Origin of the sequence: Agilicoccus flavus, from assembly GCF_014857905.1 — a bacterium.
In the GTDB taxonomy this organism is placed as follows: domain Bacteria; phylum Actinomycetota; class Actinomycetes; order Actinomycetales; family Dermatophilaceae; genus Agilicoccus; species Agilicoccus flavus.
This window is the reverse complement of record NZ_JACYXE010000007.1, coordinates 62487-83750: the sequence shown is the minus strand read 5'-3', so window position 1 is coordinate 83750 and position 21264 is coordinate 62487. Positions and strand designations below refer to the sequence as shown.

21 protein-coding genes are annotated in these 21264 nt (G+C 73.0%); 15 read left to right on the top strand and 6 right to left on the bottom strand.

All coding sequences use genetic code 11. The annotated features are described in order from the left end of the window. Positions 1-61: 61 nt before the first annotated feature. The 4 genes from ICW24_RS11590 to ICW24_RS11575 all read left to right on the top strand — a co-directional run bounded on the left by ICW24_RS11590 (position 62) and on the right by ICW24_RS11575 (position 3642). Positions 62-721, top strand: a complete 660-nt coding sequence (locus tag ICW24_RS11590) for a GntR family transcriptional regulator (protein WP_226345880.1) — start codon at positions 62-64, stop codon at positions 719-721. Further along, positions 718-1833 (top strand): aminoacyl-tRNA hydrolase, encoded by a 1116-nt coding sequence (locus ICW24_RS11585; protein WP_226345879.1) that lies wholly within the window; start codon positions 718-720, stop codon positions 1831-1833. The genes ICW24_RS11590 and ICW24_RS11585 overlap by 4 nt, the downstream gene beginning before the upstream one ends. A 116-nt stretch (positions 1834-1949) precedes the next feature. Then, positions 1950-2726: an SDR family NAD(P)-dependent oxidoreductase gene (locus tag ICW24_RS11580; RefSeq protein ID WP_226345878.1), complete on the top strand. Its 777-nt coding sequence runs from the start codon at positions 1950-1952 to the stop codon at positions 2724-2726. Between the two features lie 79 nt (positions 2727-2805). Continuing rightward, a complete protein-coding gene (locus tag ICW24_RS11575) occupies positions 2806-3642 on the top strand; it encodes a sugar phosphate isomerase/epimerase family protein (protein WP_226345877.1) in 837 nt (278 codons plus the stop codon). 20 nt (positions 3643-3662) lie between these two features. Here the strand turns inward: ICW24_RS11575 and ICW24_RS11570 are convergent, their stop codons facing one another. From ICW24_RS11570 to ICW24_RS11560, 3 genes are read right to left on the bottom strand one after another with little or no spacing between them, the layout of a single operon-like run. Next, positions 3663-4511, bottom strand: a complete 849-nt coding sequence (locus ICW24_RS11570; RefSeq protein ID WP_226345876.1) for a carbohydrate ABC transporter permease — start codon at positions 4509-4511, stop codon at positions 3663-3665. Between the two features lies 1 nt (position 4512). Then, a complete protein-coding gene (locus tag ICW24_RS11565; RefSeq protein ID WP_226345875.1) occupies positions 4513-5526 on the bottom strand; it encodes a carbohydrate ABC transporter permease in 1014 nt (337 codons plus the stop codon). A gap of 4 nt (positions 5527-5530) precedes the next feature. Next, positions 5531-6916 carry an ABC transporter substrate-binding protein gene (locus tag ICW24_RS11560; protein ID WP_226345874.1) on the bottom strand — a complete coding sequence of 462 codons (1386 nt, stop codon included), beginning with the start codon at positions 6914-6916 and terminating at the stop codon, positions 5531-5533. A gap of 167 nt (positions 6917-7083) precedes the next feature. Between ICW24_RS11560 and ICW24_RS11555 the strand changes: the two genes are divergently transcribed. From ICW24_RS11555 to ICW24_RS11540, 4 genes are all read left to right on the top strand, one after another. Next, positions 7084-8463, top strand: coding sequence for a UTP--glucose-1-phosphate uridylyltransferase (locus ICW24_RS11555; protein ID WP_226345873.1), 1380 nt, complete (start codon positions 7084-7086; stop codon positions 8461-8463). Then, on the top strand, positions 8460-9182 hold the full coding sequence (locus tag ICW24_RS11550) for a SanA/YdcF family protein (protein WP_226345872.1): 723 nt from the start codon (positions 8460-8462) through the stop codon (positions 9180-9182). Before ICW24_RS11555 ends, ICW24_RS11550 begins: the two co-directional genes overlap by 4 nt. A 67-nt stretch (positions 9183-9249) precedes the next feature. Further along, a complete protein-coding gene (locus tag ICW24_RS11545; protein WP_226345871.1) occupies positions 9250-10980 on the top strand; it encodes a DHA2 family efflux MFS transporter permease subunit in 1731 nt (576 codons plus the stop codon). Beyond that, complete coding sequence (locus tag ICW24_RS11540; RefSeq protein WP_226345870.1) at positions 10977-11570, top strand: class I SAM-dependent methyltransferase; 594 nt, start codon at positions 10977-10979, stop codon at positions 11568-11570. Before ICW24_RS11545 ends, ICW24_RS11540 begins: the two co-directional genes overlap by 4 nt. Positions 11571-11670: 100 nt before the next feature. Here ICW24_RS11540 and ICW24_RS11535 read toward each other — a convergent pair whose 3' ends face one another. Further along, positions 11671-12276, bottom strand: a complete 606-nt coding sequence (locus ICW24_RS11535; RefSeq protein ID WP_226345869.1) for a TetR/AcrR family transcriptional regulator — start codon at positions 12274-12276, stop codon at positions 11671-11673. Positions 12277-12370: 94 nt separating this feature from the next. Here ICW24_RS11535 and ICW24_RS11530 point away from each other — a divergent pair, with 94 nt between their 5' ends. From ICW24_RS11530 to ICW24_RS11505, 6 genes are all read left to right on the top strand, one after another. Continuing rightward, positions 12371-13588, top strand: a complete 1218-nt coding sequence (locus tag ICW24_RS11530) for an acetyl-CoA C-acetyltransferase (protein ID WP_226345868.1) — start codon at positions 12371-12373, stop codon at positions 13586-13588. 50 nt (positions 13589-13638) lie between these two features. Next, positions 13639-14406, top strand: a complete 768-nt coding sequence (gene fabG, locus ICW24_RS11525) for a 3-oxoacyl-ACP reductase FabG (protein WP_226345867.1) — start codon at positions 13639-13641, stop codon at positions 14404-14406. A gap of 28 nt (positions 14407-14434) precedes the next feature. After that, the gene (locus ICW24_RS11520) at positions 14435-14887 is read left to right on the top strand and encodes a MaoC family dehydratase (protein WP_226345866.1); all 453 of its coding nucleotides are present in this window, start codon (positions 14435-14437) and stop codon (positions 14885-14887) included. 64 nt (positions 14888-14951) lie between these two features. Next, the gene (locus tag ICW24_RS11515) at positions 14952-16490 is read left to right on the top strand and encodes a long-chain-fatty-acid--CoA ligase (RefSeq protein WP_226345865.1); all 1539 of its coding nucleotides are present in this window, start codon (positions 14952-14954) and stop codon (positions 16488-16490) included. Between the two features lie 109 nt (positions 16491-16599). Next, positions 16600-17778, top strand: a complete 1179-nt coding sequence (locus ICW24_RS11510; protein ID WP_226345864.1) for an acyl-CoA dehydrogenase family protein — start codon at positions 16600-16602, stop codon at positions 17776-17778. 7 nt (positions 17779-17785) lie between these two features. After that, a complete protein-coding gene (locus tag ICW24_RS11505) occupies positions 17786-18934 on the top strand; it encodes an acyl-CoA dehydrogenase family protein (RefSeq protein ID WP_226345863.1) in 1149 nt (382 codons plus the stop codon). Between the two features lie 86 nt (positions 18935-19020). On the opposite strand, the gene ICW24_RS11500 is transcribed toward ICW24_RS11505, so the two are convergent. After that, on the bottom strand, positions 19021-20073 hold the full coding sequence (locus ICW24_RS11500) for a tartrate dehydrogenase (protein ID WP_226345862.1): 1053 nt from the start codon (positions 20071-20073) through the stop codon (positions 19021-19023). 96 nt (positions 20074-20169) lie between these two features. Here ICW24_RS11500 and ICW24_RS11495 point away from each other — a divergent pair, with 96 nt between their 5' ends. After that, positions 20170-20781 carry a hypothetical protein gene (locus ICW24_RS11495; protein ID WP_226345861.1) on the top strand — a complete coding sequence of 204 codons (612 nt, stop codon included), beginning with the start codon at positions 20170-20172 and terminating at the stop codon, positions 20779-20781. A 15-nt stretch (positions 20782-20796) separates the two neighbouring features. On the opposite strand, the gene ICW24_RS11490 is transcribed toward ICW24_RS11495, so the two are convergent. Beyond that, positions 20797-21144 (bottom strand): PspC domain-containing protein, encoded by a 348-nt coding sequence (locus ICW24_RS11490; protein ID WP_226345860.1) that lies wholly within the window; start codon positions 21142-21144, stop codon positions 20797-20799. Positions 21145-21264 lie beyond the last annotated feature (120 nt).

Genomic DNA, 21264 nt, shown 5'->3' with positions numbered 1-21264 from the left:
AGCCGAGCGCCGGCGACCCGAACTCCACCCCCGGAGACCCGACTCCACCGAGGAGGCCTCCGTGAGCGTGCCGAAACTGGCCAGCGTGAGCCGCCGGACCCTGCGCGAGCAGGTGCTCGCCAACCTGCGCACCGCGATCGTCTCGGGGCAGCTCGCCCCCGGCGCCCGGCTCGCCGAGGTGGAGCTGTCCGAGCAGCTCGGGGTGAGCCGCGGCACGGTCCGCGAGGCGCTGCGCACCCTTGAGCAGAGCGGCCTCGTCGCCGAGGCCGACCGCGGCCTGCAGGTGCGGCGCCCCACCCCCACCGAGGTCGCCGAGATCTTCGACGTCCGCACCGCGCTCGAGGGGCTCGCCGTCGCCGAGGTCATGGGGGCCGCGGACGCACAGGAGCGGCTCGCCGCCCTCGAGGCCGCCCTGCCCTACGACGAGGACGCCGACGCCCCCTTCGCCGACCGCATCGGCCGCGACCTCGCGTTCCACGAGAAGCTGTGCGAACTGGCCGACAACGCGATCCTGCTCGAGACGTGGCGCCTGCTGCACGACCGCATGCTCGTCGTCATCCTCGCCGACGCGGCCCGCGCCTCCCAGGCCGTGATGTCCCGCGCCCACCACGCCCCGATCGTCGACGCGATGCGGGCCGGCGACGTCGCCGCCGCTCAGCAGGCCGTGCGCGACCACATGGCCGACGCCACCTCGGTGTGGGTCCGGCACGCGAGCGCATGAGCGACGAGCCGTTCGAGGTGAGCAACGGGGCGCCCGGTGACGCGGACGGCGTGGCGCCCGACGCCGAGCGGCCCTCGGGCTCCGAGCCGAGCGTCGCGCCGGAGCCTCCGGCCGAGTTCGGCGCCGTGCTCGCGCCGCTGCGCCGGCGGTACGCGTCGTGGCTCGGGCTCGACGACGCCGGGGTCTCCCGCGACCGCGACGAGAACCCCGACCGGATCCGGGCCCTGCAGCTCCTCCTCCGCCTCGAGCGCGGCGGCGCGCCGAGCCACCGCCGGGCCCTCGAGCTGTCCGCGACCGCGTGCGCCCTGCTGTGCCTCGACCCCCGCAGTGCACCCGGGGGCGCGTGGCACGAGGAGGTGGCCGCCTACTGCGGCGGGCACATCCGCAAGGTGGGGCGCCGCGCCCGCGGAGCCGCCTGGGCGGTGACGGCCGACCTGCCGGGCCTCACCCTCACCGCGCCGGGTCGCCTCGACCGCACGACGGCGACCGGCGACGACCGGCCGGCCGACGCGGCACAGGCCGCCCATGAGGGCGCCCCGGCCGGCGCCGGCGGTCGCGGCGCCGCCACCGACGAGGGCGACGGCCTCGACCGCCGCGACGGTGGTCGTGCCGAGGCCGACGGCACCCAGGTGCGCGCCCTCGTGCCCGGACTCGTCGCGCAGCTCGACCGCCGCATCGCAAAGTTGCAGGTCGGCGGCACCGACCTCCCCCGCGACACCGACCCTGCATCCGACCCGCTCGACCCGCTCGCCGCGACCCCGCCGACCGCGACCGACGCCCTGACCCCGCCCGATCGCGGGCCGGTGCTGAGGCTCCACCTGCCCGCCGGCTCCGGCCTGACGACGGGCAAGCTCATGGCGCAGACGGGCCACGCGGGGATGATCGCGGCGGCGCTCGCCGCCGGCGACGACCCGGGCCTGTTGCGTCGCTGGTGGGAGGCCGGGTGCCCGGCCGTGGCGGTCGAGGTCGACGAGGCCGAGTGGTCTCGGCTGCGCGCCCGACTCGCCGATCCCGCCGCGGCCTGGCGCGATCACCGCCTGGCGGCTGTCCGCGACGCGGGGTTCACCGAGGTCGAGCCCGGCACGACCACGGTCGTCGCCCGCCTGGGCTGAGCCCAAGAGCCCCGCCGCCCCTCCGGGCCCTTGACGCTCCCCGCACCTCCCCCTATGTTGACAGTCGACAGCCGACGGTGTCCGCCGGCGGCGACGACGAGGTCGAAGGAGCAGTCATGGGGTACGGAACCGGGGTCGGAACGCGCACGGCGGTCGTCACGGGGGCCGCGTCCCCGCGGGGGATCGGCTTCCACACCGCGCTCCGGTTCGCCCGCGAGGGGTGGGCGGTCGCGCTGCTCGACATCGACGGCGACGGCGTCGAGGCCGCCGCCGCCCGGGTCCGCGAGGCCCACGACGTCCCCGTCCTCGCGGCCCGCGTGGACGTGACCGACCAGGGGTCGGTCCGGGCCGCCGCCGCGGCGATCGACGCCTCCGACCTCCCGCCGGTCGGCGCGCTGGCGAACATCGCGGGCGTCCCCTCTCCGGTCCCGTTCCTCGAGGTCGACCTCGAGCTGTGGCACCGGATCGTCGACATCAACCTCACCGGCGTCTTCCTCACGTGCCAGGCGTTCCTGCCGGCGATGATCGAGAACGGCTACGGCCGGATCGTCAACATGTCGAGCGTCTCGGCGCAGCAGGGCGGCGGCGTCTTCTCCAAGACCCCGTACAGCGCGGCGAAGGCCGGTGTCCTCGGCCTGACCCGCTCCCTCGCCCGCGAGGTGGCCGGGCACGGCATCACGGTCAACGCCGTGAGCCCCGGCGCCGTCGACACCGACATCCGGCTGTCGGGCACGAGCGACGAGCTCGAGGCCGCGATCACCGCGGCGATCCCGCTCGGCCGCCAGGCGAGCGTCGAGGACATCGCGGCGACGTTCGTGTGGCTGAGCAGCGAGGACGCCGGATACATCACCGGGTGCACCCAGAACATCAACGGTGGCGCCTACATCGCGTGACCCCGCACCCGTGCCGCGGCCGCGGCGACGACCCGCCGCGGCCGACCGCCGTCCTCCCCACCCGATCGGAGCCTCGCGCATGAGAACCCCTCTCGCCGACCGCGTCGGCCTCTCGACCATCTCGTTCCGCTTCCGCCCGCTGGAGGAGGCGCTCGACATCATCGGGAGCCTCGGCGCCGTCGAGGTCGACCTCGGCGCGATCCCCGCCGTGACGGACCACGTGCCCGTACCGTTCGCCGGGGACCCGGCCACCTACGTCAAGGCGCTCGACCGGCACGGGCTGCGCTGCGGCGCGGTGAACTCCGACGTCGGGGACCTCAACGACCCCGCCCTGACGCCGGAGGCGCTGCGGGGGATCGCCCGACCGCTCATCGACCTCGCCGCGGCGACCGGCGGTGCGCTCATCGTGCCGTGCGGCCGGGCGGCCTACGAGCCGTTCGTCGACGAGGCGGGCGACCTCGCGCGGATCGCCGAGAACCTGCGGCTGCTCTCGTCGTGGTGCGAGCAGTCCGGCGTCCGCCTGCTCGTCGAAGTGCTGCACCACCGCCGGTTCGTCCACTCGGTCGAGGCCGCCGACCGTCTCCTGGCGGCGGTTGGGCCGGACGTGTTCGGCCTGCTCCTCGACGTCTCGCACGTCGTCGCCTCGGGCGACGACCCGGTCGAGTGGGCCGGGCGCCTCGGCTCCCGCGTCGAGCGCGTCCACCTGCGCGACGCGGTGCCGGGCGACCTCAACGTGGGCATCGGCCGCGGCGACGCCGACTTCGCGGGCGTCATCGGCGCACTGGAGGCCGGTGGGTTCGAGGGCACCTACATCCTCGAGCTCGAGACCCACGACGTGCAGGAGTCCGAGCGTGAGGCCGACGCCGACCGCTCCCGCCGCGAGATCGTCGCCCTGCTGGAGCGGGCGCGTTCCTGACGGGGCCGTCGCCCGCCCGGTCAGTCGCCGGCGATGCCCGTCCGTTCGACCCCCTCGACGATCCAGCGCTGCAGGAACAGGAACATGAGCAGCAGCGGGAGGATGGCGACGACGGCGGCCACGAACAGTTCGGCGAGGTCGACGGACTGCGCGGTGAGGAACGTCGACAGCGCGATCTGGACCGTCCACGCCTCGCTGTCCTGGGCGATGACGAGGGGCCAGAGGAAGGCGTTCCAGCTGCCGATGAACGTGATCGTCGCGATGGCGGCCGCGAAGCCGCCCGAGTTGGGGACGACCACGCGCCAGAACGTGCCCCAGTAGCCGAGGCCGTCGATGAACGCCGCCTCTTCGATCTCCTTAGGGAAGCCGAGGTAGAACTGCCGGAACAGGAACGTGGCCAGGGCCTGGAACAGGCCCGGGATGATCAGACCTCGCAGCGTCGAGACCCAGCCGAGCGAGGAGACGAGCACGAAGCTCGGCACGAACGTCACCGCCGCGGGGATGAGCAGGGAGGCCGTCACCGCGTAGAAGACGAGGTTGCTCCACCGGTACGGGATGCGTGCGAGCCCGTACCCGGCCAGGCCGGAGACGACGAGGACGCCGAGCGTCTGGGTGATCGCGATCGCGAGGGAGTTGAGCAGCGAGCGCGCCATGGGGACGGCCGGGTCGCTGAAGAGGAGGGTGAAGTTCTCCCAGCGCCAGGACGGCAGCAGGTGCCACGTCGGCGACGTCAGCTCCGCCTCGGTCATCAACGCGTTGCGGAAGAGCAGGTAGAACGGCACGAGGAAGAGGGCGGCGGCGACGCCCAGGGCGGTGTATCGCGCCAGCGCTCCGAGGCGGGCCCCGCGGGACCGATCGACGACGGCCATGTCAGTCGGCCTCCCGGACGAACAGGCGGTTGAAGGCCACGGCGATGACGGCGATCACCGCGGTGAGGATGATCGCGCCGGCGCTGCCGTGGCCGAAGTCCTGCCCCTGCCCGAGCGCCGTGTAGTAGAGGTAGACGAGCGGCGGGCGCGCGTACGGCGGGTAGGTGCCGAAGCTCGACAGGATGTTGAAGAACTCGTCGAACGCCTGGAAGGCGTTGATGAGCAGGAGCAGCAGCACGGCCGTCGAGGTCGGGCGCAGCAGCGGGAACGTGATGTGGCGGAACGCCTTCCAGCCCGTCGCGCCGTCGATGGCGGCCGCCTCGTAGAGGTGGGGACCGATCCGCTGCAGCCCGGCGAGGAAGAGGATCATGTAGAACCCCACCTGCAGCCACAGCCTGGCGCTGACGATGACGAGCCAGTACCAGGGCGGATTCGTCACCGACAGCCACGGGACCGACTCCGCGCCGAACCACCCGAGCACCGTGTTCGCCAGGCCCGACCGCACGCCCGAGAAGATCGACATCTTCCAGATGAGGGCGGCGACGACGTACGAACAGGCGGTGGGCAGGAAGAACACCGACCGGAAGAACGCCTGCGCCACCCGCGTCCGCGCGACGAGCACGGCGGTCGCCAGCGACAGCGCGAACGTCGTCGGCACGATGAACGCCGCGAACACGAGGAACGTCGTCAGGCTGGAGCGGAAGTTCGGGTCGCCGAGCATGTCGGTGTAGTTCGCGAACCCGACCATGCGGGTGGGCGACACCGTGTTGTACGCCTCGAAGAACGACAGGTACGCGCTCCACGCGATGGGCACGTAGATGAAGAGGACGAGCCCGGCGAAGAACGGCCCGACGAACACCCAGAACCACAGGTTCTGGTTCTGGCGGCCGAGGAGGCGCCGGCGCCACGGCGGCGCCCGGCGGGCCGCGCTCACACCGGGCTCGGCCGGTCGACCGCCCGGCCCACCTCGCGCGGGCGCGGCGTCGGCGGCCGACCCGAGGGCGGCGCTGCTCACCCGCTCAGACCCCGAGCCGCTCGAGCTCGGCCTCGGCGACGGCCTTGACCTTGGCGATCTCGGCCTTCGGGTCGGCGCCCTCTTTGACGATGCGCGTCATCATGTCGCCGAACGCGGTCGAGCACTTGGGCGTCCACAGCAGCGGCGTCTGGGCGTGCCCGTGGTCGGTGACGATCTTGGCGGCCTCCGCGGCCGGCCCGCTCTTGAGCTTCTCGGCCCGGCCGACGAGGCTCTGCCGCGCGGGGATGTGGAAGCCGTAGGACTGCGCCCAGTCGAGCTGCCGGTCGGTGGAGTCGATCCACAGCCACTTGACGAACTTCTTGGCCGCGTCGACGTTCTTGCCCTTGGCGAAGACACACGCGCCGTACGCGCCGACGGGCACGGCGGGCGCGCCGCCGGGCATGGCCGGCCAGGGCAGCACCCCGTAGTCGCCCGGGATCGCCTTCTCGATCGCCGGCAGGTTCCACAGGCCGGTGAACTGCATCGCGGCCAGCCCCTGCGTCAGCGCGGAGGCGTCGAACCAGTCCTTCGGCGCGCCGAGCAGCAGGGTCTTGCTCGCGAACAGCTCCCGCAGCTTGGTGAACGCCGCGACGGCCTTGGGGTCGTCGAAGCCGAAGGTGTTCTCCTTCGTCAGGTAGTCCAGGCCGCTCGCCCAGAGCATGGGCCCGCCGAGGATGGACACGCCGCCGTCGTTGCCGACGAACAGCCCCTTGACGTCGCCGGAGGTGAGCGTCTTGGCAGCCGCGAGCAATTCGTCGACCGTCGCCGGCGGCGTGACCCCCGCCTTCTGGAGCGCGCTCTTGCGGTAGACGAGCACCTGGGAGTCCAAGACCTGCGGGATCGCGTAGATCTTGCCCTGGTAGGTGACGCGGTCGATCAGCGCCTGGTCGAAGTCGGCCTTGGCGTCGCCGAACAGGTCGGACAGGTCGGCGACCTGCCCGCCGGTGATCATGTCGATCGTCGGTCCGTTGCCGTACTCGAAGACGTCGGGCGCTCCGGCGGTGAGGAGGGTGGCGACCATCGACTGGTCGTAGTCGCCCGGCTTCCACGTGACCTTGACGGTCGCGTCGGGGTACTCCTTGGCGTACCGCTGCACCGCCTGCTGCGTGCCGGCCTCGCCGTACTGGTGGTACCACTGGTTGAGCGTCGGCGTGGAGCCGCCGCTCGTGCCCCCGCCGCCGACCGGGGCCTCGTCGCGGCCCGTGTTGCTGCCGCACGCGGCGAGGGCGCCCATCGCCGAGGCCGCGACGCCGAGCGAGAGCAGCGAACGCCGCGTCAGCGCCGGGTTGGACCGCCACCGGCCGGGGCCGGCCTGCGGTGCGTCGGCCGACGCGAGCGGCGCGTCGGACGGTGCGGCGGAGGGGACTGAAGGGCGGGACGACGGCGACATGGGCGGACCTCCGGCTGGCGACTGGATGCATCGAACGCAGACCCCCGCACCGACAGAATCCACGGCCGACCCGCCGTCTCGCCCCGCCGACCGGCGCATTCGCTTGCGGCCGTAACGGATCGCCCCGAGCGCACGAGTCTGTCGGGGGGCTCACCTACGATCGGGACATGAGCGACTCCGGTCTGGCACAGGCACGCACCAAGATGGAGGAGGCGGGCGTCGCGCAGGCGGCGGTCGACGTCTTCGCCGACTACTACCGTCAGCTCGAGAGGGGCGAGACGGGCCTCATCCCCGAGGACACCATCGAGCCCCTCACCGATCCCCCGAAACTCGAGGACGTCGACGTCGATGACGCCACGGTCCGCGACGCGATCGGCAAGACGGTGCTCATCAAGCTCAACGGCGGCCTCGGCACCTCGATGGGGATGGCCCAGGCCAAGTCCCTGCTCACGGTGCGCGACGGCAAGACCTTCCTCGACCTCATCCTCGACCAGGTCCGCGCGGCCCGCCGCGAGTACGGCGCCCGGCTCCCGGTCCTGTTCATGAACAGCTTCAACACCCGCGACGACACGCTGGCGGCCCTCGAGAACCACGACGACGTCGAGGTCGACGGCCTCCCGGTCGACTTCCTGCAGAGCCAGGAGCCCAAGCTCCGCGCCGACGACCTCACCCCCGTGGAGTGGCCGGCCGACGCTCGCCTCGAGTGGTGCCCGCCTGGCCACGGCGACCTCTACCCGTCCCTGCTGTCGACCGGCATCCTGCGCGCCCTCGTCGACGCCGGGTACCGCTACGCCAGCGTGAGCAACTCCGACAACCTCGGCGCCGGGCCCGACGCCCGGCTCGCGGGCTGGTTCGCCGCCTCGGGCGCGCCGTACGCGGCCGAGGTCTGCCGCCGCACCGCCATGGACCGCAAGGGCGGCCACCTCGCGATCCGCCGCAGCGACGGCCAGCTCATCCTGCGCGACACGGCGCAGACGGCCGACGACGAGATGGAGTACTTCACCGACGAGCACCGGCACCCGTACTTCCACTGCAACAACCTGTGGTTCGACCTCGAGCGCGTCCTGTCCGTGCTCGAGGAGCGCGGCGGCGTCCTCGGCCTGCCCCTCATCCGCAACAGCAAGACCGTCGACCCGAAGGACTCCGGCTCCCCCGAGGTCATCCAGATCGAGTCGGCGATGGGCGCGGCGGTCGAGGTGTTCGAAGGCGCGCAGGCCATCTGCGTCCCGCGCACCCGCTTCCTCCCCGTCAAGACGACGAACGAGCTCCTCCTGCTGCGCAGCGACGTCTACGACGTGGGCGACGACGGCCGGCTGCGGCTCACCGTCGAGCAGGCCCCCACGATCACGCTCGGCAAGGCCTACAAGAAGATCGGCGACTTCGAGGAGCGCTTCGCCGCGGGGGTGCCCTCCCTCAAGGAGGCGAACAGCCTGACCGTCGAGGGCGACTGGGCGTTCGGCCCCGACGTGGCCGTCAGCGGCAACGCCACCCTCGGCACCGAGGGTGGGCGCGTCGAGGCGGGGACCCGACTGGGCGCGGACGCGTGAGCGGCGCCCCCGGCGTGGGCGCCGGCGCCCACGCCGGGGGCCCGCTCACCATCCGATCCGACCGACGGCACCGGCGCGTGCGGCGGGCCGCGCTCGCGGTGACCGCGACGGGGATCGCCGTCCTCGTCGGGCCCTGGATCTGGACCCACGGCGCCTCGGCGGGGCGACTCCACGACTCGACCGACATCCCCGCCGAGGAGGTCGCGCTCGTCCTCGGCGCCGGGGTCGGCCCCGACGGCCGGCCGTCCGGCTTCCTCGCCGCCCGCCTCGACCTCGCCCGGGCGCTGTACAAGGCGGGGCGGGTCGAGGTGCTGCTCGTGTCGGGCGACAACAGTTCCGAGCACTACGACGAGCCGACCGCGATGAAGCGGTACCTCGTCGCGCACGGCGTGCCCGAGCAGAAGATCGTCCCCGACTACGCCGGCCGCGACACGTACGACTCGTGCGCCCGCGTCACCCGGATCTTCGGCGTCGACCGGCTCGTCGTCGTGTCGCAGGCCTACCACCTGCCCCGGGCCCTCGCGATCTGCTCGGCCCTCGGCGTCGATGCCGTGGGGGTGGGCGACTCGAGCGCCCGTCGATGGTCGTCGCTGTGGCGCGAGGGCCAGGTCCGCGAGGTCTTCGCCAACGTCAAGGCGGCGCTCGACGTCCTCACGCGGCGCGACCCGGTGCTCGGCCCGCCCGAGACGGGGGTCCGAGACGCCCTCGGGTCGGGATGAGTCCCGCGCCGGCCGATCTCTCGGGAGGTCCGCTGCCCCACCCGCATCACCCGCAGACGGAGACGACATGAGCAGGTCCTACACCCCCCGCCACGCCGCGCGGCCCTCGACCGTGGGGTCGACGGGCACCGGTGCGGCGCGGACCGGCGCGGGCGCCCCGGACGGGTCGACGGATTCGGCGGGCCCGGCGGACGCGGCGAACCCGGATTCGGCGACGGCCGGTGGACCCATCGACGAGCGCCGCGCCTGGCGCGCCCTCTGGGCCCTCCTCGCGGGCTTCTTCATGATCCTCGTCGACTCGACGATCGTCTCGGTCGCGACCCCGGCCCTCATGGCCGAGCTGGGCGCGGACGTCAACCAGGTCGTCTGGGTGACGAGCGCGTACCTGCTCGCGTACGCCGTGCCGCTGCTCATCACGGGCCGGCTCGGGGACCGGTTCGGGCAGCGGACGATGTACCTGACCGGGCTCGCCGTGTTCACCCTCGCCTCGCTGGCCTGCGGACTCACCCACACGATCGAGTGGCTCATCGTCGCCCGCGTCGTGCAGGGCCTCGGGGCGGCCGTCATGACCCCGCAGACGATGGCGCTCATCACCCGCCTGTTCCCGCCGGCTCGGCGCGGCACGGCGATGGCGCTGTGGGGCGCCACCGCCGGCGTCGCCACCCTCGTCGGCCCGATCGCCGGCGGCCTGCTGCTCGACTCGCTCGGCTGGGAGTGGATCTTCTTCGTCAACGTGCCCGTCGGCCTCGTGGGGCTCGCGCTGGCGTGGCGGCTCCTGCCCGTCCTGCCCACGAGCCGGATGCGGCTCGACTGGCTCGGCGTCGCCCTTTCGGGGCTCGGCCTCTTCCTGCTCGTGTTCGGCATCCAGGAAGGCAACACCTACGAGTGGGGCACGATCGCCGGGCCGATCTCGGTGTGGGGCCTCATCGTGACCGGGCTGCTCGTCCTCGCGGCGTTCGTCGGCTGGCAACACGTCAACCGGACCGCGCCGCTCGTGCCCCTCGGGCTCTTCGCCGACCGCAACTTCGCCGTCGCCAACGCCTCGATCGTGGTCGTCGGATTCACGGTGACCGCGATGCCGTTCGCGCTGATGATCTTCGCCCAGGAGGCCCGGGGCTACACCCCCACCCAGGCGGCCCTGCTCACCGCCCCGACCGCCGTCATGTCGATCGTCCTCGCGCGGTGGGTCGGCGGGCTCGTCAACCGCCTGCACCCGCGCCTGCTCGCGACGGGCGGGTTCGTCGGCTGGTCCATCTCGCTGTTCTGGTTGAGCCGGGTCATGACGACCGACTCGCCCGTCTGGGCGCTCCTGCTGCCGATGTTCCTGCTCGGCACCGCGAACAGCTTCGTGTGGGGGCCGCTGTCGACGTCCGCGACGGCGAACCTCCCCCGCGACAAGGCGGGTGCGGGCGCCGGCGTCTACAACACGACCCGGCAGATCGGGTCGGTCATCGGCAGCGCCGTCGTCGCGACGGTCATGGGCAGCCGCATCGCGGCGCACCTGCCCGGGGCGTCCGGGGCCGTCGCGGAGGGTCGGACCGGGTCCGGATCCGTCCCGCCGGCCGTCACGGGGGCCCTCGCCGACGCGATGTCCGAGACGATCCTCGTGCCCGCGACCGTCATCGGCGTCGCCACCCTGCTCACCCTGTGCCTCGCCCGCCCCCGCCACCAGCTCGCCGTCGCGGCGGAGGTCCCCGGCGCGGCCGAGACCGCAGGCGCTGTCGATACGCCCGACGCCGGACCGACCACCCCGGCCGCCGGGGATCCGACGAACCGACCCGAGAGGCACCACGCATGACGCACGAGCAGGGCGAGTGGGAGCGGATCATCGCAGAGAACCCCGGCCATTCCGCCTGGTACATCGACCGGTTCCGCGGCCTCGCGGAGCGGGGCGAGGACATCGTCGGCGAGGCCCGCCTCGTCGACGCGATGGTGGGCCGCGGCGCGACGATCCTCGACGCCGGCTGTGGGCCGGGCCGGCTCGGCGGGTACCTCCACCGCGTCGGACACGTCGTCGTCGGGGTGGACGTCGATCCGGCGCTCATCGCCGCGGCGGAGGCGGACCATCCCGGGCCGACCTGGGTGGCGGGCAACCTCGCCGACCTCGACCGTCCGGAGCGGTTCGACGTCATCGTCTGCGCGGGCAACGTCGTCACGTTCGTCGCGCCGAGCACACGCGTCGACATCCTGCGCCGGTTCGCCGACCACCTCGACCTCGACGGCCGCGCCGTCGTGGGTTTCGGTGCCGGCCGGGGCTACCCGTTCGCGGAGTTCCTCGACGACGCGCGCACGGCGGGCCTCGTGCCCGACGTCCTGCTCTCGAGCTGGGACCTGCGCCCCTTCACCGACGACTCCGGCTTCCTCGTCGCCGTCCTGCGCCGGTCCTGAGAGGGCGCGCACGCGACGTGCTCGTGGTCGCACTCACTGCGGCTCGCGAGCTCGCCGGCGTTCGCCGCACGGCCGGACCCTCACGCCTCGATCGTTCAGGTCACGAGCGCGGCGCCGCGCCCACGATCCGCAGCACGGTGTCGCGGTAGTGCGCCACGACCTGCGCCGTAGTCCACGCCTTCTCGGGCCGGTACCAGCGGGCGATGTCGACGCCGAGGGAGATGATCGAGACCGACGTCATCGACGGGTCCGCCACCGCGAACTCCCCCGTGGCGACGCCCGCCTCGATGATCGACCGGTGCACGGTGCCGATGTCGCGGCGCACCGCCGCGACGTCCTCCTGGTGCGCCGCGGTGAGCGCGCCCATCTCGTAGTCGACGACCCGGGCCCGCACGTGGCCCTCGGCGTGCCAGGTGCCGAAGCTGTGGGCGACCCGCTCGAGCCGGTCGGTGGGGGTGATGCCGGCCGCCGAGGCCTCGCGGATCGCGTCGAGCACCCGCCGGTGCCCCGACAGCGAGATCGTGTACAGCAGCTCCTCCTTGGAGCGATGGTGCACGTAGATCGCGGCCGGACTCATGCCCGCGCGGGCGGCGATGTCGCGGGTCGACGTGCCGTGGAACCCCAGCTCGGCGAACGCGGCCGTCGCCGCGTCGAGGATGCGCGCCGCGGCGGCCGTGGCCGCAGCGGACCTCTTCTCCTGCGTCACGGCCACCTCCCGTGGTCTCGCTTGACGGGTGACCCGTCGTGAGTGAGGCTAAGCAAACGCTCACCGAAGAGCAAGCGCTTGGTTTGGAGATGAGATGCCCGACGCCGTGATCGTCGCCACCGCCCGTTCCCCGATCGGCCGCGCCTTCAAGGGGTCGCTGGCCTCGATGCGCCCGGACGACATGGCCGCGCAGATGGTGCGGGCCGCCCTCGACCAGGTGCCCGGCCTCGACCCCGCCAGGATCGACGACCTGATCCTCGGCACGGGGTCCCCCGCCGCCGAGGGCGGGTTCAACCAGGCCCGCGTCGTCGCCACGCTGCTCGGCCTCGACCACCTGCCCGGCACGACCGTCAACCGGTACTGTTCCTCGAGCCTGCAGACGACGCGCATGGCGATGCACGCCATCCGGGCCGGAGAGGGCCACGTCTTCGTCTCGGCGGGGGTCGAGGCGGTGAGCCGCTTCGACGTCGGATCGGCCGACGGCCCGGCGGAGGCCAAGAACCCCCGCTTCGCCGCCGCCGGCGCCCGCACGGAGCGCCTCGCCGCCGGCGGGCAGACCTGGCACGACCCGCGCGAGGACGGCGAGCTGCCCGACGTCTACGTCGCCATGGGGCAGACCGCCGAGAACGTCGCCCAGCTCACGGGCACCACCCGGGAGGAGCAGGACCGGTTCGCCGTGCGCAGCCAGAACCTCGCCGAGCAGGCGCTCGCGAACGGCTTCTGGGCCGAGGACATCACCCCGATCACCCGGCCGGACGGCACCGTCGTCAGCGCCGACGACGGCCCCCGCGCCGGCGTCACCTACGAGAAGGTCTCGACGCTCGAGCCCGTCTTCCGCCCCGACGGCACGGTGACGGCCGGCAACTGCTGCGCCCTCAACGACGGCGCCGCGGCGGTCGTCGTCATGAGCGACGTCGCGGCGGCGGAACTCGGCCTCACCCCGCTCGCCCGCATCGTCTCGACGGGCCTGACCGGGCTCTCGCCCGAGATCATGGGCCTGGGCCCGGTCGAGGCGAGCCGACGCGCCCTCGACCTCGCCGGCCTGAGCATGGCGGACATCGACCTCGTCGAGATCAACGAGGCGTTCGCCGCGCAGGTCATCCCGTCCGCCCGGCAGCTCGGCGTCGACGAGGACCGGCTCAACGTCAACGGCGGCGCCATCGCCGTCGGGCACCCGTTCGGCATGACCGGCGCGCGCCTCACGAGCACGCTCATCACCTCCCTGCGCCACCACGACAAGCAGTTCGGCCTCGAGACCATGTGCGTCGGCGGCGGGCAGGGCATGGCGATGATCCTCGAGCGGCTGAGCTGACCCTCGGCCCGTCCGCGCAGCACCGAACCCCACCACCGTCAGGAGAACCCGTGAACGAGCAGTCCCAGCGCGTCGCCGTCGTCACCGGGGCGGCCCGCGGCATCGGCGCCGGCGTCGCCGCCCGCCTCGCCCGCGACGGCATGGCCGTGGCCGTGCTCGACCTCGACGAGGCCGCGTGCCAGGGCGTCGTCGACGCCATCACCGCCGAGAACCCGCAGGCCCGCGCCCTCGCCGTCGGCTGCGACGTCACCGACCCCGACCAGGTCGAGGCCGCCGTCGCCCGCGTGTCCGACGAGCTCGGCCCGCCGGTCGTCCTCGTCAACAACGCCGGGATCATCCGCGACAACATGCTGTTCAAGATGGGCGTCGACGACTGGGACGCCGTCATGAACGTCCACCTGCGCGGCGCGTTCCTCATGAGCAAGGCGTGCCAGGCGTACATGACGAAGGCCGGCTTCGGCCGCATCGTCAACCTGTCGTCGACCTCCGCCCTGGGCAACCGCGGGCAGGCCAACTACTCCGCCGCCAAGGCCGGCATGCAGGGGTTCACGAAGACCCTCGCCATCGAGCTCGGCAAGTTCGGGGTCACGGCCAACGCCATCGCCCCCGGCTTCATCGAGACGGAGATGACGCAGGCCACCGCCGCGCGGGTCGGCGTCGCGTGGGACGACTTCCGCAAGGCCGCCGCCGCGCAGATCCCGGTGGGCCGCGGCGGCACCCCCGACGACATCGCCGCCACCGCCTCGTTCTTCTGCCGCGAGGAGGCCGGTTTCGTCAGCGGCCAGGTCATCTACGTGGCCGGCGGACCCCGGGCCTGAGCGCCCGACGCGAGAGAGGAGAACGGCGATGCAGGTGTTCGACGGCATCGAGGAGTACGCGGCCGCGGTCGGCACGTCCCTCGGCACCAGCGACTGGGTGGAGGTCACCCAGGAGAAGATCGACGCGTTCGCGGAGGCGACCAACGACCACCAGTGGATCCACGTGGACCCGGAGCGCGCGAAGGACGGCCCGTTCGGGAAGCCCATCGCCCACGGCTACCTCACCCTCTCGCTCGTGCCGTCGATGACGGCGCAGACGTACCGCGTCGAGGGGCTGAAGCTCGCGCTCAACTACGGCAGCAACAAGGTCCGGTTCCCCACCGTGGTCCCGGTCGGGTCGAGGGTGCGGGGGCACGTCGAACTCGTCTCCCTGACCGAGATCGCGATGGGCCGGCAGGCCGTCACCCGGGTGACGGTCGAGCTCGAGGGCTCGACCAAGCCCGCCTGCGTCGCCGAGGTCGTCAGCGTCCTCGTCCCCTGACCCGTCAGCGCACCACCCGACCCACCGCCCACGGGCCCCGCCCGAGAGTAAGGACGTGATGAGCATGCCCACGATGTCCGTCGCCAGCATCCTGGCCGAGTCGGCGCGCCGCTACCCCGACAAGGTGGCGCTCGTGCAGGGAGACCGACGCGTCACCTACGCGCAGGCGTGGGAGCAGGCGCGCCGCGTGGCCGCGGCGCTGCAGGAACGGGGCGTCCGTCCGGGTGATCGGGTCGGCCTGCTCGCGCCCAACGTCACCGACTTCGTCGCCGGCTACTACGGCATCCTCGTCATGGGGGCCACGGTCGTCCCGGTGCCGACCCTGCTCAGCCCCCGCGAGGCGGCCTACCTGCTCGGGGTCTCGCACGCGAAGCACGTCCTCTTCCACGACAGCTTCGCGGGGATCGCGCAGGGCGCGGCGGAGCAGGCCGGCGCCGAGGCCGTCGAGATCGCCTCGGCCTTCGACACCGAACCCCTGCCGACGTACGTCTCGCGCTCCCCCGAGGACGTCGCCGTCATCTTCTTCACGAGCGGCACGACCGGCCACCCGAAGGGCGCCCTGCTCACGCACCTCAACGTGACGATGAACGTGCTGACGAACGCCTTCGACAGCAACCCGTTCCTGCCCGACGACGTCGTCATGGGCTGCCTGCCGCTGTTCCACGTCTTCGGGCAGAACGTGTCGATGAACAGCACCCTGCGCGTGGGCGGCACCCTCGTCCTCCTGCCCCGCTTCGACCCGCAGGAGTGCCTGCGACTCATGCGGGACGAGAAGGCGACCGGCTTCTTCGGGGTGCCGACGATGTTCGTCCAGCTCCTCGCCGCCGCGAACGCACCCGACGCGCCGGAGCCGCCACGGCTGCGCCAGTGCGTCTCCGGGGGCGCCTCCCTGCCGGTGGCCGTGCTCGAGGCGTTCGACGCCCGCTTCGACACGACCATCCACGAGGGGTACGGGCTGTCCGAGACGTCCCCGACGATCACCGTCAACCAGGACCGCTACGGCACCCGCGCCGGCACCGTGGGCCACCCGGTGTGGGGCGTCGAGGTCGAGATCGCCGACCAGGGCATCGAGGACGAGATCGTGCTCCTGCCGACCGGGGAACGCGGCGAGGTGGTCGCGCGCGGCCACGCCGTCTTCGCCGGCTACCTCGACGACCCGGAGGCCACGTCGCGCGCGATCGTCGACGGCTGGTTCCGCACCGGCGACATCGGCATCAAGGACGAACAGGGGTTCCTGCGCATCGTCGACCGCAAGACCGACCTCATCATCCGCGGCGGCTTCAACGTCTATCCGCGCGAGGTGGAGGAGTCGCTCATCCGCCACCCCGCCGTGGACATGGTCGCCGTCATCGGCCTGCCCCACGACGAGCAGGGCGAGGAGGTGTGCGCCGTCGTCACACTCAAGCCCGGGGCGGGGGCGACCCCCGACGAACTCATCGCCTACGGCAAGGAGCACCTCGCCAAGCACAAGTACCCGCGGCGCGTGGAGATCGTCGAGACGCTGCCGATGGGACCCAGCCACAAGATCCTCAAGCGCGAGCTGCGCCGCACGCTGGCCTCCCCCGGTTCGGCAGAGCCCGCCGAGGCCGACGCCGCGCAGTGACGCCGACCACCACGACGGGCACGACCACTCGGCGCACGACCACCCCTCGCCCGACCACCACGACGACCGCCGTCAGCACCGCGACCACCGATCAGGAGACACGATCCGGATGAGACTCCGACTGTCCGAGGACGACGCCGCGTTCCGCGAGGAGATGCGCGAGTTCTTCACGACCCAGGTCCCGAGCGAGATCCGGGAATCCTTCGCCCAGGGGCGAGAGCACTCGAAGGACGACATCGTCGCCGCGCAGCGCATCCTCAACGCGGCCGGGATCGCCGTGCCCGCGTGGCCGGCCGAGTGGGGCGGCCGCGACTGGAGCCCGCTGCGCCGCCACATCTGGCTGGAGGAGATGCGGTTCGCCAACGTGCCGCCGCCGCTGTCGTTCAACGCCTCGATGATCGGCCCGGTCATCGCGGCCTTCGGGTCCCAGGAGCTCAAGGAGCGGTTCCTGCCGGCCACGGCGAACCTCGACATCTGGTGGTCGCAGGGCTTCTCCGAACCCGACGCCGGCTCCGACCTCGCCTCGCTGCGCACCACGGCCGTGCGCGACGGCGACGAGTACGTCGTGAACGGGCAGAAGACGTGGACCACGCTCGGTCAGCACGGCGACTGGATCTTCACGCTCGTGCGCACCGACCCGCAGGCACCCAAGCGGCAAATGGGCATCTCGCTCCTGCTCGTCGACATGACCTCGCCGGGCGTCACGGTGCGTCCCATCGAGCTCATCGACGGCTCGTTCGAGGTCAACGAGGTGTGGTTCGACCAGGTGCGGGTGCCCGTCGAGAACCTCGTCGGCGAGGAGGGCCAGGGCTGGACGTACGCGAAGTTCCTGCTCGGCAACGAGCGGGTCGGCGTCGCCCCGGTGGCGTCGATCAAGCGCGCCCTCGCCGACGCCAAGCGGATCGCCGCCACGGGCGGACCGGGCGGGTCCTCGCTGCTCGACGACCCCCTCGTCGCGGCCCGCATCGCCGAACTGGAGAACCGGCTGCTCGCGCTCGAGCTCACCGCGTTGCGGGTGGTCGCGAACTCCGACGAGGGCAAGCCGCACCCCGCCTCCTCGGTGCTCAAGCTCAACGGCACCGAGACCCAGCAGGCGGTCACCGAGCTGCTCGTCGACCTCGCCGGGCCGGCCGCGCTCGCCCTCGGCGACGGCGACGGGGCCCAAGGCTTGCCGCACTGGGCCGCCCACGCGTCGCCGCGCTACCTCAACATGCGCAAGGCCTCGATCTACGGCGGCTCGAACGAGATCCAGCGCACGATCATCGCCGGCACGATCCTGGGACTGTGAGGACAGCATGGACTTCGAACTCGACTCCGAACAGACCGCCCTGCGCGAGGCCGTGCGGGACCTGCTGAACGACGCGTACGCCTCGACCGAGGCGCGCCGCGCGGTCCAGGCCGACGACCCGGGCTTCGGCGAGAAGACGTGGCTCCAGCTCGCGGAGATGGGCGTCCTCGGCCTGCCCTTCGCCGAGGACGTCGGCGGCATGGAGGCCGGGCCCGTCGAGGTGGGCCTCGTCGCCGAGGAGCTCGGCCGCGTCATCGCCCCCGAGCCGTTCGTCGAGGCGGTCGTCCTCGCCGGCGGGCTCGTCGACGCCGTCGGCACCGCCGACCAGCGCACCGCGCTGCTCGGCGGCCTCTCCGACGGTTCGACGCTCCTCGGGTTCGCGCACACCGAGCCCGGATCCCGATGGTCGCCCTCCGCGGAGTCGGTGCGGGCGGAGCGCCGCGGCGACGGCTGGGCGCTCACGGGCGTCAAGACCCCGGTCGTGGCGGGTGCACGCGCCGACGTGCTCGTCGTGAGCGCCCGCACCGACGCCGGCACGGAGCTGTTCCTCGTCACCGGCGAGGACGCCGACCGCGCGTCGTTCCGCACGACGGACGGCGGGCGCGCCGCGACGGTCACGTTCGAGGGCACGGCGGCCCGGGTGCTCGGCGAGGCCGGCGTCGACCGGACCGACGCGATCGCCCAGGCCGTGGCCCGGGCCCAGATCGCCGCCTGCCGCGAGGCGGTCGGCGCGATGGAGCGGGCGCTGTGGCTGACCGTCGACTACCTCAAGACGCGCAAGCAGTTCGGGGTGACGCTGAGCACGTTCCAGGCCCTGAAGTTCCGGGCGGCCGACATGTACGTGCAGCTCGAGCTCGCGCGCAGCACGGCCCTGTGGGCCACCCTCTTGCTCGACGCGGGCGGCGACGCCCTCGACGCGGCGTCGCGGGCGTCGGTGCAGGTCGCGGAGGCGGCGCGGCACATCGGGCAGGAGGCCGTCCAGCTCCACGGCGGCATCGCCATGACGGCCGAGTACTCCGCGGGCCACTACCTCGCGCGGCTGCTCGTGCTCACGCACGCGCTCGGCGACCGCACGCATCACCTGTCGCGGCTCGCCTCGAACCTCGAGGGCCACCGCTGGGTCGACCCGCTGGCCTACGGGAGCGCGACCGCCTGAACCGGCGCACGGTCGGGGTGGTCCGTGCGACGGGAGGCCCGGGGTCATCACCCCGGGCCTCCCGCACGCGGTCCCGCCCTCGCGCGTCAGGGCAGGCGGTCGAGGAGAGCCGTCGTCACGTCGGCGGTGTCTGCGGTGCCGCCGAGGTCGCGGGTGCGGGCGCCGCCGGCGAGCAGCCCGGCCATCGCGTCGACGATCTCGGCGGCCGCCTCGGGGTGGCCGAGGTGTTCGACCATGAGGGCCGCGGTCCACACCGCGCCGAGGGGGTTGGCGACGCCCTGGCCCGCGATGTCGGGCGCGGAGCCGTGGACCGGCTCGAACATCGAGGGGTGGTGCCGCTCCGGGTTGATGTTGCCGCAGGGGGCGATGCCGATGGACCCGGCTACGGCCGCGGCGAGGTCCGAGAGAATGTCGCCGAAGAGGTTGGACGCGACGAGGACGTCGAAGCGGCGCGGGTCGAGCACGAGCTTGGCCGCGAGGGCGTCGATGTGCTCGCTGCGGAAAGCGACGTCGGGGTGCGCCGCGGCCCGTTCGGCCACGACCTCGTCCCAGAACGGCATCGAGTGGATGATCCCGTTGCTCTTCGTCGCCGAGACGACGTTCTTGCCCCGGCCCTCCGCGACATCGAAGGCGTAGTCGGCGATGCGGGTGATGCCGCGGCGCGTGAACAGCGCCTCCTGCACGGCCTGCTCGTGCTCGGTGCCGCGGAACGCGCGCCCGCCCAGCTCGGAGTACTCGCCCTCTGAGTTCTCGCGGACGATGACGAGGTCGGTGCCGGCCGCGTCGCGCAGGGGCCCGTCGACGCCCTCGAACACGCGGATCGGGCGGAGGTTGACGTACTGGTCGAACTCGCGGCGGATGGGGATGAGCAGCCCCCACAACGACACGTGGTCGGGCACCCCGGGATAGCCGACCGCACCGAGGAAGATCGCGTCGCTGCCCCGGAGACGGTCGATGCCGTCGTCGGGCATCATCGCCCCCTCGCGCACGTACCGCTCGCAGCTCCAGTCGAGCTCGTCATAGGAGAAGGCCAGCCCGTGCCGCTTCCCGACGGCGTCGAGGACCGCGCAGGCCGGGGGCAGCACCTCCGTCCCGATGCCGTCGCCGGGGATGAGGGAGATCCGGTACGTCGTCGTCATGCCACCCATCCTGCCGCGTGCGTCCGCGGGCGCAACCACGTCACCGGCCGGCCTCGGGGCGGGCGGGGCCGGCTCCGGTGCGTCAGGCTGGGGGGCATGCGACTCATCCCTGGCCCCGCCGACGTCCTGTCCGCCGCGTCCACGCTCAGCCAGGGTGCGGGGCGGGCGGTCGAGGACGTCGCCGACCTGTTCGCCCTGGTCGGTCGCGCGGGCGAGCTCATGACGCGGGCCGAGGTACTCGTGACGGCGGCCGAGGCGACCCTCGTGCGGGCCGAGCTGCTGCTCGACGACGCCGAGGTCCAGCTCGACGCCTCCGCCGCGGCGCTCGAGTCGGCCCAGGCCACCGCCGAGACGGGCCGCCGGCTCACGGCGGAGCTCGAGCACCTCGCGGCCGCCGCCCTGCCGAAGGCCCAGGCCGTGGTCGACTCGATCGAACCGGACGAGATCCGTGCGGTGAAGCGACTGGTCGACCACCTCCCCGAGCTCGTCTCCCGCCTCGAGACGAGCCTGCTGCCCACCCTCGAACAGCTCGACAACGTGGGTCCAGACGTCCACCGCATCCTCGACTCCGTCACCGACCTGTCGCACGCGATCGCCGGGCTGCCGGGGGTCGGTCTGCTGCAGCGGAGGGGTGAGCGGCGGGAGAACGAGGATGACCACGAGGGCGACGAGAGGGAGGGCGGCGCGACGGCCGCCACCGCGGGCTGAACGGCGCGACGTCCGTCAGCGACGGTCGTACGGGTAGCCCTCGTCGATCGTCATCATCGGGCGGTCGCCCGGCCCGGCCTGCGGGTTCTGCGACGACGGGCCGGCCGACGTGCCCACGCGGCTCTGGGCGCCCGGGCCGTGACCCAGGGACTGGCGGTCGTCGGGCATGAGCACCCAGGCGATGGGATAGAGGATGAGCTGGCTGCCGGGCAGCAGCACCATCGACAGGATGACGATGGCGCGCATCGCCCACGGGTCGACGCCGAAGCGGTCGGCGAGTCCGCCGCAGACGCCGGCGATGACCTTGCGGCGCGTGGAGCGCACGAACCCCTGGCGGTAGAGCGCGGCGTGGATGGATCGCATCGGACGTCCTCTCGGGTCGGGGCCGGGGCGGCGACGGATTGCCTGGCGCCTCCGGCCGGGTCTCTCGGCGGTTGGACTCCATCCTCCGCGCTCCGGTTCCGCCCCGCCAGGGCTCGCCCC

Excerpts from the sequence above, each read along its gene's own strand:
- ICW24_RS11585 (WP_226345879.1), top strand. The coding sequence starts at position 718 with ATGAGCGACGAGCCGTTCGAGGTGAGCAACGGGGCGCCCGGTGACGCG.
- ICW24_RS11580 (WP_226345878.1), top strand. The coding sequence starts at position 1,950 with ATGGGGTACGGAACCGGGGTCGGAACGCGCACGGCGGTCGTCACGGGG.
- ICW24_RS11575 (WP_226345877.1), top strand. The coding sequence starts at position 2,806 with ATGAGAACCCCTCTCGCCGACCGCGTCGGCCTCTCGACCATCTCGTTC.
- ICW24_RS11570 (WP_226345876.1), bottom strand. The coding sequence starts at position 4,511 with ATGGCCGTCGTCGATCGGTCCCGCGGGGCCCGCCTCGGAGCGCTGGCG.
- ICW24_RS11560 (WP_226345874.1), bottom strand. The coding sequence starts at position 6,916 with ATGTCGCCGTCGTCCCGCCCTTCAGTCCCCTCCGCCGCACCGTCCGAC.
- ICW24_RS11555 (WP_226345873.1), top strand. The coding sequence starts at position 7,084 with ATGAGCGACTCCGGTCTGGCACAGGCACGCACCAAGATGGAGGAGGCG.
- ICW24_RS11545 (WP_226345871.1), top strand. The coding sequence starts at position 9,250 with ATGAGCAGGTCCTACACCCCCCGCCACGCCGCGCGGCCCTCGACCGTG.
- ICW24_RS11540 (WP_226345870.1), top strand. The coding sequence starts at position 10,977 with ATGACGCACGAGCAGGGCGAGTGGGAGCGGATCATCGCAGAGAACCCC.
- ICW24_RS11530 (WP_226345868.1), top strand. The coding sequence starts at position 12,371 with ATGCCCGACGCCGTGATCGTCGCCACCGCCCGTTCCCCGATCGGCCGC.
- ICW24_RS11520 (WP_226345866.1), top strand. The coding sequence starts at position 14,435 with ATGCAGGTGTTCGACGGCATCGAGGAGTACGCGGCCGCGGTCGGCACG.
- ICW24_RS11515 (WP_226345865.1), top strand. The coding sequence starts at position 14,952 with ATGCCCACGATGTCCGTCGCCAGCATCCTGGCCGAGTCGGCGCGCCGC.
- ICW24_RS11510 (WP_226345864.1), top strand. The coding sequence starts at position 16,600 with ATGAGACTCCGACTGTCCGAGGACGACGCCGCGTTCCGCGAGGAGATG.
- ICW24_RS11505 (WP_226345863.1), top strand. The coding sequence starts at position 17,786 with ATGGACTTCGAACTCGACTCCGAACAGACCGCCCTGCGCGAGGCCGTG.
- ICW24_RS11500 (WP_226345862.1), bottom strand. The coding sequence starts at position 20,073 with ATGACGACGACGTACCGGATCTCCCTCATCCCCGGCGACGGCATCGGG.
- ICW24_RS11495 (WP_226345861.1), top strand. The coding sequence starts at position 20,170 with ATGCGACTCATCCCTGGCCCCGCCGACGTCCTGTCCGCCGCGTCCACG.
- ICW24_RS11490 (WP_226345860.1), bottom strand. The coding sequence starts at position 21,144 with ATGCGATCCATCCACGCCGCGCTCTACCGCCAGGGGTTCGTGCGCTCC.